Here is a 12221-nt window from a genome sequence, read left to right as displayed (position 1 = left end):
GCGGGAAGACAATGGAGCCATGGGACGCGGAAAGCTTCGGATCTACCTCGGATCGGCTCCGGGCGTCGGCAAGACGTACGCCATGCTCTCCGAGGCCCACCGTCGGGTGGAGCGTGGCACCGACGTCGTGGTGGCCTTCGTGGAACACCACGACAGGCCCCGTACGGAGGTCATGCTGCGCGGCCTGGAGGAGGTCCGCCGCAAAGAGATCGAGTACCGCGGGACCGTCTTCACCGAGATGGACGTCGACGCCGTACTGCAGCGCAACCCCACCGTCGCCCTGGTGGACGAACTGCCGCACACCAATGTGCCGGGCTCGCGCAACACCAAGCGCTGGCAGGACGTCGAGGAACTGCTCCAGGCCGGCATCAACGTCGTCTCCACGGTCAACATCCAGCACCTGGAGTCCCTCGGCGACGTCGTGGAGACCATCACCGGCGTGCGCCAGCGCGAGACCGTGCCCGACGAGGTCGTCAGACGGGCCGACCAGATCGAGCTCGTCGACATGTCGCCCCAGGCGCTGCGGCGCCGCATGGCGCACGGCAATATCTACAAGCCCGACAAGATGGATGCCGCGCTCTCGAACTACTTCCGGCCCGGCAACCTGACCGCGCTGCGCGAACTCGCGCTGCTGTGGGTGGCCGACCGGGTCGACGAGTACCTCCAGCAGTACCGCGGCGAGCACAACATCCGCTCCACCTGGCAGGCCAGGGAGCGCATCGTCGTCGGCCTGACCGGCGGCCCCGAGGGACGTACGCTCATCCGCCGCGCGGCCCGGATGGCGGCCAAGGGCTCGGGCAGCGAGATCCTCGGCGTCTACATCGCGCGCAGCGACGGCCTCACCGCCCCCTCACCCAAGGAACTCGCGGTCCAGCGGACCCTGCTGGAAGACCTCGGCGGCACGTTCCACCACGTCATAGGCGACGACATCCCCTCGGCACTGCTGGAATTCGCCCGCGGCGTCAACGCCACCCAGGTGGTGCTCGGCTCCAGCCGCCGCAAGACCTGGCAGTACGTCTTCGGCCCGGGCGTCGGCGCGACCGTCGCCCGCGAGTCGGGGCCCGACCTCGACGTGCACATCGTCACCCACGACCGCGTCGCCAAGGGCCGCGGGCTGCCCGTGGCGCGCGGTGCCCGGCTCGGCCGCTCGCGGATCATCTGGGGCTGGCTGCTCGCCGTCGTCGCGCCGGTCCTGCTGACGCTGCTGCTGTCGTCGCTGTCCGACCCGCTGGGCCTGTCCAACGACGTCCTGCTGTTCCTCTTCCTGACGGTGCTCGCGGCGCTGTTCGGCGGCCTGCTGCCCGCGCTCGCCTCGGCGGCCCTCAGCTCTCTGCTGCTGAACTTCTACTACACGCCCCCGACGCACACGCTCGACATCGCCGAGCCGAAGAACGTCGTCGCGCTCGTGGTCTTCTTCGCGGTCGCGGTGAGCGTCGCATCGGTGGTCGACCAGGCCGCGCGCCGCACTCACCAGGCCGCGAGACTCCGGGCCGAGTCCGAGATCCTCTCGTTCCTCGCGGGCAGCGTCCTGCGCGGCGAGACGACCCTGGACGCCCTGCTGGAACGCGTACGCGAGACGTTCGCGATGGAGTCGGTCGCCCTGCTGGAACGCAAGAGCGACGTCGACCCGTGGACCTGTGCCGGCAGCGTGGGCCCCGAGCCGTGTCTGCGCCCCGAGGACGCCGACGTCGACATGCCCGTCGGCGACCACATGGCGCTCGCCCTCTCCGGCCGGGTCCTGCCCGCCGAGGACCGCCGTGTCCTCGCCGCGTTCGCCGCCCAGGCCGCCGTCGTCCTGGACCGGCAGCGCCTGATCGGCGAGGCCTCCCAGGCCCGGGAGCTGGCCGAGGGCAACCGGATCCGCACCGCGCTGCTCGCGGCCGTCAGCCATGACCTGCGCACCCCGCTCGCCGGCATCAAGGCCGCCGTCACCTCGCTGCGCTCGCAGGACGTCGAGTGGTCCGAGGAGGACGAGGCCGCGCTGCTGGAAGGCATCGAGGACGGAGCCGACCGGCTCGACCACCTCGTGGGCAACCTGCTCGACATCACCCGCCTCCAGACCGGCACGGTCACCCCGATGATCCGGGTGATCGACCTCGACGAGGTCGTCCCCATCTCGCTCGTCGGGGTGCCCGAGGAGAGCGTCGACCTCGACATCCCCGAGACGCTGCCGATGGTCGCCGTCGACGCGGGCCTGCTGGAACGCGCCGTCGCCAACATCGTCGAGAACGCCGTCAAGTACAGCCCCGACGACCGGCCCGTCGCCGTCCACGCGAGCGCCATCGGCGACCGCGTGGAGGTACGGGTCGCGGACCGCGGCCCCGGCGTGCCCGACGACGCCAAGGAGCGGATCTTCGAGCCCTTCCAGCGCCACGGCGACGCCCCGCGCGGCGCGGGCGTCGGCCTCGGCCTCGCCGTGGCCCGCGGCTTCGTCGAGGCCATGGGCGGCACGCTCGCCGCCGAGGACACCCCCGGCGGTGGCATGACCATGGTGCTCACCCTCAAGGCGGCGGCCGGCGTCACGCCGGTGCGCCCCGAACTTCCCGCCGAGATCATCTCGTGATCCGGCAACAGGAAAGGCAGGCAGGCATGCAGCATCCGACCGGGGGGGACCCCCGCACCCCCGTGAGGGTGCTCGTGGTGGACGACGAGCCGCAGATCGTCCGGGCCCTGGTGATCAATCTGAGAGCCCGCAAGTACGAGGTGGAGGCGGCGGCCGACGGCGCGTCCGCGCTGGAGCTGGCCGCGGCCCGCCACCCCGACGTGGTGGTCCTCGACCTCGGCCTGCCGGACATGGACGGCGTCGAGGTGATCAAGGGGCTGCGCGGCTGGACCCGCGTACCGATCCTGGTGCTGTCCGCCCGCCACACCTCCGACGAGAAGGTCGAGGCGCTGGACGCGGGCGCCGACGACTACGTCACCAAGCCGTTCGGCATGGACGAGCTGCTGGCCAGGCTGCGCGCCGCGGTGCGGCGCGCAGAACCGGTCGGCGCGGAGGGCGACGACGGGGTCGCGGTCGTCGAGACCGAGGGCTTCACCGTCGACCTGGCGGCGAAGAAGGTCAACCGGGACGGGCGCGACGTGCGGCTCACGCCGACCGAGTGGCACCTGCTGGAGGTCCTCGTCCGCAACACGGGCCGCCTGGTCAGCCAGAAGCAGCTGCTCCAGGAGGTCTGGGGCCCGTCGTACGGCACGGAGACGAACTACCTCCGCGTCTACATGGCACAGCTGCGGCGCAAGCTGGAGCAGAACCCCTCGCACCCCCGGCACTTCGTCACCGAACCCGGCATGGGCTACCGCTTCGAACGGTGATCCGGAAGGGAGCCGGCCGGGATCCGGACGGAAACGGCGGCGGGTGGGCCCCGGTACGCTCTACGTATGAGTGCTGAGAAGGCCACCGGCCGTTTCCGCCGGATGCTCGACCGGCTCTCCAGCTCCCAGGAGGATCTGGAGTCCGAGGAGCTGCGGGAGGACGCACAGGCGTCCGGCTGCACCCGCATCGCCGAATGTGACGACCGCCAGATGGCGCGCGTCACTGGTACCTTGCGGACGGTCACCCTGCGGCCCCGGGCCGGCGTACCCGCCCTGGAGGCGGAGCTGTTCGACGGCACCGCCCTGCTGGACGTGGTGTGGCTCGGCCGGCGCTCCATCGTGGGCATCGAGCCCGGACGCAGGATGACCGCGTACGGCCGGATCTCGATGAGCCACGGCCGCCGGGTCCTGTTCAATCCCCGATACGAGCTGCGACCGCTCGGACAGGAGTAGTCCGTGACGTCACTGGACAAGCCCGCGGAGTCGGCAGAGCCCTCTGCGAGTGGTTCCTCCGACGACGCGAGGGCGGTCACCGAAGCCGCGCTCTTCGAGGCGTTCGGCGGGGTACGGGGGATGGTCGAGACCGTCCTGCCGGGCCTGCTGTTCGTCACGATCTACACCATCAACCAGAGCCTGAAGACGTCCGCGATCGCCGCGCTCGCGGTGTCGCTGCTGCTCCTCGCCGTGCGCCTGGTGCGCCGCGACACGATGAAGCACGCCTTCAGCGGGGTCTTCGGCGTGGCCTTCGGTGTGGCCTTCGCGATGTTCACCGGCAACGCCAAGGGCTTCTACCTGCCGGGCCTGCTCTACACGCTCGGCCTCGCACTCGCCTACATCATCACGACGCTCGCACGCGTCCCGCTGATCGGCGTCATCCTCGGGCCGATCTTCAAGGAGAACCTCTCCTGGCGGACGAGGAACCCGGGCCGCAAGAAGGCCTACACCAAGTCCAGCTGGGCCTGGGGCCTCATCCTCCTCGCCAAGTGCGCGATCCTCTTCCCGCTCTACGTGTGGGGGGACGCGACGCAGCTCGGCTGGGTCCTGGTGGCGCTGAAGATCCCGCCGTTCCTGCTCGCGGTCTGGCTGACGTGGGTCTTCCTCGCGAAGGCGCCCGCGCCGATCGACGTGGTCGCCGAGATGGAGGCGGCCGAGGCCGCCGAGAAGGCACGCCAGGAGGGGACGTCCGGCTCCGCGACACCGGTGGCGGCCACGTCGCCGGCGGACCGGTCGCCCGACGCGGCGAGGACAGCGGAGGCCACCGGGTCCGCGGCGGCCCCCAAGGGCGGCTCAGCGCGCCACCGCAGAGGCGCGTAGGCCCCGCCGCCTCCACGGCCCCGCCCCGTACGGCCCGACGGGCCCCAGGGAGCAGCCGGCGGCCAGGAGAGCTCAGGAACGCCCCCGCCCGTAACGGCGGGGGCGTTCCGCCGTTTCCGGGTGCTCCGCACCAGGCCCCCCGGGGCGGGGCGGGCGATCTACGCGGAAGACCGACGGGCGCCCCGAGGGCGACGGATCGGGTCGGCCAGGCAGCCTTGTGGCACCCCCGGTGGGTGTGTACGTCCGGGCCGGGGCGTTCCGCGGCCGGCAGGGGTCGTGAGGGGCGTCACGGGCTCCGGAACGGCGGGTCCGGTCGCGCGCCCCCGGTATGACCGGCCGTGGCGCCCCCGATGCCGCCCGCTGCGCGCACCGACCTCGCACGGGTGCCCGCGGGTCCGTTCCCGGACGTGGGAGGGTGCGACGGCCCCGCCCGGGACCGGGGCGGATGAAACGGGCCGGCCCCGGCCGGCCCGCGCGGTGCGGGCCGGCCGGGGCCGGAAGGTGCTGCCGGTGTCGGGAGTCCCCCCCGCGCGCGGTGATCGCTCACGCCGCCCGGTGAGCCCGCACCCACGGTCCCGTGACGACGCGGTCCCGTGACGACGCGGTCCCGTGACGTTGCGGGACCGGTGCCGACACGGGGCCGGTGACGGCTCACGCCGACCGGTGACGGCCGAGGCCGAGCGGTGGTGACGCGGGCCCGACCGGCGGCGGGCCGAGGCCGAGCGGTGGCGCCTCGGACCGGATGGGACCGCTCAGGACGGCCGTTCGACCGAGAGCAGCTCCTCCAGCTGTTCCTCACGCGCCTGTGCCGCGACGAACAGCAGCTCGTCCCCGGCCTCCAGCGTCTCCTCCGGGCTCGGCGTGAGCACACGCGTCCCCCGGATGATCGTGACCAGCGACGTGTCCTCGGGCCAGGTCACATCGCCCACCTGCGTTCCCGAGATGGCCGACTCGGGCGGGAGCGTCAGCTCCACCAGGTTGGCATCGCCGTGGCTGAAGCGCAGCAGGCGCACCAGGTCGCCCACGCTCACCGCCTCCTCCACCAGCGCGGACATCAGACGCGGCGTGGAGACCGCCACATCCACCCCCCACGCCTCGCTGAACAGCCACTCGTTCTTCGGGTTGTTCACCCGGGCCACCACGCGCGGCACGCCGTACTCCGTCTTCGCGAGCAGCGACACCACGAGGTTGACCTTGTCGTCACCCGTCGCGGCGATGACCACGTTGCACCGCTGCAACGCGGCCTCGTCCAGCGACGTGATCTCGCACGCGTCGGCGAGGAGCCACTCCGCCATCGGCACCCGCTCGACCGAGATCGCGGTCGGCGCCTTGTCGACGAGGAGGACCTCGTGGCCGTTCTCCAGCAGCTCGCCCGCGATGGACCGCCCCACCGCGCCCGCTCCGGCAATCGCGACGCGCATCAGTTATGCCCTCCGTCCGGGCCCGCGGCGAACGCCGTCTCGACCTGCTCCACCTCGTCCGTACGCATCATCACGTGGACGAGGTCGCCCTCCTGCAGGACCGTGTCCGCCGAGGGCAGCATCGCCTCACCGAGGCGCGTCAGGAAGGCGACCCGTACACCGGTCTCCTCCTGCATCCTGCTGACCCGCTGACCGATCCAGGTCTCCGGCGTATGCACCTCGGCGAGCTGCACGCCGCCGCTCGGGTCCCGCCACAGCGGTTCCGCGCCCGAGGGCAGCAGCCGCCGGAGCATCTGGTCCGCCGTCCAGCGGACCGTCGCCACCGTGGGGATGCCGAGGCGCTGGTAGACCTCGGCGCGGCGCGGGTCGTAGATGCGGGCCGCGACGTTCTCGATGCCGAAGTTCTCACGCGCCACCCGGGCCGCGATGATGTTGGAGTTGTCCCCACTGCTGACCGCGGCGAACGCCCCGGCCTCCTCGATACCCGCCTCGCGCAGCGTGTCCTGGTCGAAGCCGACGCCGTTGACCCGGCGTCCCCCGAACCCGGCACCGAGCCTGCGGAACGCGGTCGGGTCCTGGTCGACGACGGCGACCGAGTGGCCCTGCTCCTCCAGGGTCTGCGCGAGCGCGGCGCCCACCCGCCCGCATCCCATGATCACGATGTGCACGTGAGGTACCCCGCGCTCCTGGTTGCCGCACCGATCGCATCGATCCGCGAAAACACCTGTTCACTCATCCTTGTCGACGTGCCGGGCACCTAGGGGCCGCCGTGCGTGGCGACCCAGCGGCACGAGCTTATGCGGCATCCCCCGCGCTGCCGCCATCCCCGTACCGTGGGACGTTCGTCCGCCTGCCGCGCGAGGGCCGCCCCTTCGATCGGGCGGAAGCGTTCGCGGTCCCCCTGCGGGGTGGTGGTGGTGCGACTGGGCCCCCGGGACACCGGGACGAGGGCGGCTGCGGCGAACGCGGCGTCGAGGACGCGACAAAAGTGCGACAAGAGGGCGTACAGGGACCGTGAGGAGTCCCCCTCGCAGGCGGTGTGAGCAGGGAAACTGAAGATTTTGGGTGCTGGCTGCACACTCAGCTGTTCGAACGCATACCATCCTCCCCGTGTCCAAACTGACCGACGTGCCCAAACGGATCTTGATCGGGCAGGCGCTCCGCAGCGACAAGCTCGGGGAGACCCTGCTCCCCAAGCGCATCGCGCTGCCCGTGTTCGCCTCCGACCCGCTGTCCTCCGTGGCGTACGCGCCTGGCGAGGTACTGATCGTGCTCTCGGTGGCGGGTGTGTCGGCGTACCACTTCTCCATCTGGATCACGATCGCCGTCGCGGTCCTCATGTTCACCGTCGTCGCCTCGTACCGGCAGAACGTGCACGCGTACCCGAGCGGCGGCGGCGACTACGAGGTCGCCACCACCAACCTGGGCCCGAAGGCCGGTCTCACCGTCGCCAGCGCCCTGCTGGTCGACTACGTGATGACCGTCGCGGTCTCCATCTCCTCCGGCGTCGAGAACCTGGGATCCGCGATCCCGTTCGTCGTGCAGCACAAGGTGATCTGCGCGGTCGCCGTCATAGTCGTCCTGACCCTGATGAACCTGCGCGGAGTACGTGAGTCCGGAAAACTCTTCGCGATCCCCACGTATGTCTTCGTCGGCGGCGTCTTCATCATGATCGCCTGGGGCGCCTTCAAGGGACTCGCCCTCGGCGACACCATGCACGCGCCGACCTCCGACCTGCACATCAAGCCGGAGCACGCGGGGCTCGCCGGGTTCGCGCTGCTGTTCCTGCTGCTGCGGGCGTTCTCCTCCGGCTGCGCCGCGCTCACCGGCGTCGAGGCGATCAGCAACGGCGTCCCCGCGTTCCGCAAGCCCAAGAGCAAGAACGCCGCCAGCACGCTGGCCCTCATGGGCGGCCTGGCCGTCGTCATGTTCTGCGGGATCATGGCCCTCGCCGTGACCACCAAGGTGCGCATGGCGGACAACCCGGCGGTCGACCTGCTGCGCCCCAACGGCCATCCGGTCGGCGGCAGCTTCGTCGTCGACCCCGTCATCACACAGGTCGCCTCGGCCGTCTTCGGCGAGGGCACCTTCCTCTTCGTGGTGCTGGCCGCGGCGACCGCGCTGGTGCTGTTCCTCGCGGCGAACACCGCGTACAACGGCTTCCCGCTGCTCGGCTCGATCCTGGCGCAGGACCGCTACCTGCCCCGCCAGCTGCACACCCGCGGTGACCGTCTCGCCTTCTCCAACGGCATCGTCCTGCTGGCCGGGGCCGCCGCCCTGCTCGTGGTGATCTACGGAGCGGACTCGACGCGCCTGATCCAGCTGTACATCGTCGGTGTGTTCGTGTCCTTCACGCTCAGCCAGACCGGCATGGTCCGGCACTGGAACCGCCACCTGCGCACGGAGCGCGACCTCGCCAAGCGGCGCCGCATGATGCGCTCACGCGCCATCAACGCCTTCGGCGCGTTCCTGACGGGCGTCGTCCTGATCGTCGTCCTCGCCACCAAGTTCACCCACGGTGCCTGGGTCGCGGTCCTCGGCATGGTCATCTTCTACGGCACGATGACGGCGATCAGGAAGCACTACGACCGCATCGCCGAGGAGCTGTCCGCGCCGGACGGCCCGTCCGACGACACGGTGAAGCCGTCGCGCGTGCACTCCATCGTGCTCGTCTCCAAGGTGCACCGGCCCACCCTGCGGGCCCTCGGCTACGCGAAGCTGATGCGCACCGGCACGCTGGAGGCGCTCAGCATCAGCGTCGACGCGGCCGAGACGAAGGCACTCCGCGAGGAGTGGGAGCGGCGCAACATCAACGTGCCGCTGAAGATCCTCGACTCCCCGTACCGCGAGATCACCCGGCCGATCATCGAGTACGTGCGGTCGCTGCGCACGGAGAGCCCGCGCGACGTGATCAGCATCTTCATCCCCGAGTACGTCGTGGGCCACTGGTACGAGCACCTGCTGCACAACCAGAGCGCGCTGCGCCTCAAGGGCCGGCTGCTGTACATGCCGGGCGTGATGGTCACGTCCGTGCCCTACCAGCTGGAATCGTCCGAGCTGGCCAAGCGCCGGGCGCGCAAGCGCGCGGAGTGGAGTGCGCCAGGCTCGGTGCGCCGGGGGCCCGTCGACGTACGCCGCAAGGACACGACCGGCAGCGGCAACTCGAACAGCACGAACACCACCAGCACCAAGGGCTGAGCGCCCCGGCCGCCCCGGCCGTCCCGGATCGAGGTTCCGGTTCGGGTTCCGGTTCCGGGGACGGACGCCGTGGAGCCGTGCACGCGAGAGGGGCGGTGGTGGGGAACGGGAATCGTCCCGTTCCCCACCACCGCCCCTCATCCCGTTGCCCCGGGGGATGCCCCGGCAGCGGTGCCCGGACCGTCATCGAGCGGCGCCGCGAACGCGGGCAACTCACCGGAGCAGGTGCCGAAAAGCGTGGGCCGGGACGCGAACGGCGCGGACGCGAACACCGCGTGCGCCAGAACGCGAACAGAGCAGACGCGAACACTGCGAACACCGGTGCCGGAAAAGCGAAACTCCCCCTCGGTCAATTCCCAGGGGGAGCAAGCGCGGTGGTGCCGGGTGAAAATCTGCGGTGAACGCTCGAACCGACCTCGCGGACCATCCGGCGCGTCAAGTCGTCAGGCACTCACGGCGCGCGTGGCCTTGCCGGCCTTCAGGCAGGAGGTGCAGACGTTGAGCTTCTTCGGGGTGCCGTTGATCACCGTGCGCACCGACTGGATGTTCGGGTTGAAGCGACGGGGGCTGCGGCCCTTCACGCGGCGCTTGATGGCCTGGCGACCGAGACGCGAAACGGCCCTGCCGAAGATGGGCGCCTTGTCGCAAAAGTCGCAACGCTGAGACATGGGAATTTTCTCCACGTGTTGGTAGGGGGTGCGAACAGCCGATTACGAGCCAGGCACCAAAAGTTTTGCCAAGGTAGTCTACCTTACCAGAGGCAGGGGGCCCCGATCGCCGGGGTGGCAGGACCGAAGCCTCGGAGATCGTGCCTGGTCGGACGGCTGATGCACGTCATCGGCGGTCTGGCCCCAGGCCGGGCCGGGACCCAGGCTACACGTGCGCGAGCGGCCGTAAGCGCCCGGCGTAACCTCTGCCCCGCAATGCCGCCACGGCTCCCCGAGCCGCCGGGAATGCCGAATCCGGAATGCGGAAACCCCCTGGGCGGACGGGAAACCCCGGGCTCCTCGAAACGGCATCGCCGGAATCGCGAGAATCGCGAAAACGCACCACATGGGAATCAGAAATGCCGACGGAACGCATAACCCCGCCTCCCCGGACCCCGTGTTCCACAGTCGTGTGTCCCCACAGCCGCGTGGCCCCGTCCCGGTCGCGTGACCCCGTCCCGGACCCCTGAATCGTCGCGACCGAACGTCGGGACCGAACGTCGGGACCGAACGTCGGGACCGAACGTCGGGACCGAACGTCGGGACCGAACGTCGCGACCGAACGTCGGGACCGATCGGAGGACGGCGGGTAGCACCCGACCTCAAGGGCGCGGGGACATGAGCGGTGGGATCCGACCGGCCAGGGGGCGCTGGGATCCGACCAGCGGGCGGTGGGCGTGAAGGGTGGGACAGGACCGGGTGCGGTGGGACGTAAGCTGGACCGCTGCCGCGTATGTCTCCCGGCCCCGCACCCCTCCCCGACCCCCTGGAGTCACCCCCTCATGCCAACCGAGACGAACGCCTCCTCACCCGTCGGGGACGAGTACGAGGTCGAGGTGGGCCCGGTGGCACACGGCGGCCACTGCGTCGCCAGGACCGAGGAAGGCAGGGTGCTGTTCGTACGGCACGCGCTGCCCGGCGAGCGGATCGTCGCGCGGATCACCGAGGGCGACGCGGACGCACGCTTCCTGCGTGCCGACGCCGTGAAGATCCTTCAGGCGTCCAAGGACCGCGTCGAGGCGCCGTGCCCCTACGCGGGGCCCGGCCGGTGCGGCGGCTGCGACTGGCAGCACGCGAAGCCCGGCGCCCAGCGCCGCTTCAAGGGCGAGGTCGTCACGGAGCAGCTGCAGCGCCTCGCCGGTCTCACACCGGAACAGGCGGGCTGGGACGGCACCGTCATGCCCGCCCCCGGCGACAAACTGCCCCAGGGCGAGGTGCCCGCCTGGCGCACCCGCCTGCAGTACGCGATCGACGACGACGGCCGCGCGGGCCTGCGCAAGCACAGGTCCCACGACGTCGAACCCGTGGACCACTGCATGATCGCCGCGCCGGGCGTCGACGAACTCGGCGTGGAACGCCGTGAATGGCCCGGTATCGCGACCGTCGAGGCGATCGCCGCGACGGGCTCCGCCGACCGCCAGGTCGTCCTGACCCCCCGCCCCGGCGGGAGGCTCCCGCTCGTCGAACTGGACAAGCCCGTCTCGGTGCTGCGCGTCGAGGAGCACGACGGGGGAGTGCACCGGGTGCACGGCCGCGACTTCGTCCGCGAGCGGGCCGACGGCCGTACCTACCGGGTCGGCGCGGGCGGCTTCTGGCAGGTCCACCCGGAGGCCCCGCAGATGCTGGTGGACGCGGTGATGCAGGGCCTGCTGCCCCGCAAGGGCGACACGGCGCTCGACCTCTACTGCGGTGTCGGCCTCTTCGCGGGCGCCATCGCCGAACGAGTCGGCGACACCGGCGCCGTCCTCGGCATCGAGTCGGGCAAGCGCGCGGCCGAGGACGCGGTGCACAACCTGCGCGAGATGCCGCGCGTGCGCATCGAACACGGCAAGGTCGACCAGGTCCTCCCGCGCACGCGCATCACGGAGACGAACCTGATCGTCCTCGACCCGCCCCGCGCGGGCGCCGGCCGCAAGACGGTGGCCCACCTCGTCACACTCGGCGCACGCCGCATCGCGTACGTCGCCTGCGACCCGGCGGCCCTCGCCCGCGACCTGGCGTACTTCAAGGAGGGCGGCTACAAGCCCCGCATGCTCCGGGTCTTCGACCTGTTCCCGATGACGCACCATGTGGAGTGCGTCGCGATCCTTGAACCTGTCGCAAAGGGCCGCTGACCTGTGGCTTTAGCGGGTGCGCGTGGTGTGCGCCATGCGCGTTACAGGCGATATCTTGACGCTGGAATGACGCTCTCCGAGGCATCGTGACCTTCATTTGACGCTCGTTCTGATGGGGCGTCAGGCAACATTGGAGTGCTGGTCGAGATATGTGA

The 12221-nt window shown here is 70.9% G+C and carries 9 protein-coding genes; 6 read left to right on the top strand and 3 right to left on the bottom strand.

What is annotated here, in order from left to right; translation table 11 throughout:
* Nucleotides 1-19: 19 nt before the first annotated feature.
* From OG310_RS08110 to OG310_RS08095, 4 genes are all read left to right on the top strand, one after another.
* A complete protein-coding gene (locus tag OG310_RS08110; RefSeq protein WP_329455205.1) occupies nucleotides 20-2563 on the top strand; it encodes a sensor histidine kinase in 2544 nt (847 codons plus the stop codon).
* A 26-nt stretch (nucleotides 2564-2589) separates the two neighbouring features.
* A complete protein-coding gene (locus OG310_RS08105) occupies nucleotides 2590-3312 on the top strand; it encodes a response regulator (protein WP_329455204.1) in 723 nt (240 codons plus the stop codon).
* 66 nt (nucleotides 3313-3378) lie between these two features.
* Nucleotides 3379-3765 carry an OB-fold nucleic acid binding domain-containing protein gene (locus OG310_RS08100; protein ID WP_329455203.1) on the top strand — a complete coding sequence of 129 codons (387 nt, stop codon included), beginning with the start codon at nucleotides 3379-3381 and terminating at the stop codon, nucleotides 3763-3765.
* A 3-nt stretch (nucleotides 3766-3768) separates the two neighbouring features.
* The gene (locus tag OG310_RS08095; RefSeq protein WP_329455202.1) at nucleotides 3769-4626 is read left to right on the top strand and encodes a DUF3159 domain-containing protein; all 858 of its coding nucleotides are present in this window, start codon (nucleotides 3769-3771) and stop codon (nucleotides 4624-4626) included.
* 752 nt (nucleotides 4627-5378) lie between these two features.
* On the opposite strand, the gene OG310_RS08090 is transcribed toward OG310_RS08095, so the two are convergent.
* Nucleotides 5379-6047, bottom strand: coding sequence for a potassium channel family protein (locus OG310_RS08090; RefSeq protein WP_329455201.1), 669 nt, complete (start codon nucleotides 6045-6047; stop codon nucleotides 5379-5381).
* The gene (locus OG310_RS08085) at nucleotides 6047-6715 is read right to left on the bottom strand and encodes a potassium channel family protein (RefSeq protein WP_329455200.1); all 669 of its coding nucleotides are present in this window, start codon (nucleotides 6713-6715) and stop codon (nucleotides 6047-6049) included. Before OG310_RS08085 ends, OG310_RS08090 begins: the two co-directional genes overlap by 1 nt.
* Before the next feature lie 442 nt (nucleotides 6716-7157).
* Here OG310_RS08085 and OG310_RS08080 point away from each other — a divergent pair, with 442 nt between their 5' ends.
* Entirely contained in the window at nucleotides 7158-9245 is a 2088-nt protein-coding gene (locus OG310_RS08080) for an APC family permease (RefSeq protein ID WP_329455199.1), read from the top strand.
* A 443-nt stretch (nucleotides 9246-9688) separates the two neighbouring features.
* Here the strand turns inward: OG310_RS08080 and rpmB are convergent, their stop codons facing one another.
* Nucleotides 9689-9913 (bottom strand): 50S ribosomal protein L28, encoded by a 225-nt coding sequence (rpmB, locus tag OG310_RS08075; protein WP_329455198.1) that lies wholly within the window; start codon nucleotides 9911-9913, stop codon nucleotides 9689-9691.
* An 821-nt stretch (nucleotides 9914-10734) separates the two neighbouring features.
* On the opposite strand from rpmB, the gene OG310_RS08070 reads away from it, so the two are divergent.
* Nucleotides 10735-12066 carry a class I SAM-dependent RNA methyltransferase gene (locus tag OG310_RS08070; protein ID WP_329455197.1) on the top strand — a complete coding sequence of 444 codons (1332 nt, stop codon included), beginning with the start codon at nucleotides 10735-10737 and terminating at the stop codon, nucleotides 12064-12066.
* Nucleotides 12067-12221 lie beyond the last annotated feature (155 nt).

This window comes from Streptomyces sp. NBC_01497 (genome assembly GCF_036250695.1).
In the GTDB taxonomy this organism is placed as follows: Bacteria; Actinomycetota; Actinomycetes; order Streptomycetales; family Streptomycetaceae; genus Streptomyces.
The sequence above is the reverse complement of the archived record's forward strand: the minus strand, read 5'-3'. Positions and strand labels throughout refer to the sequence as shown.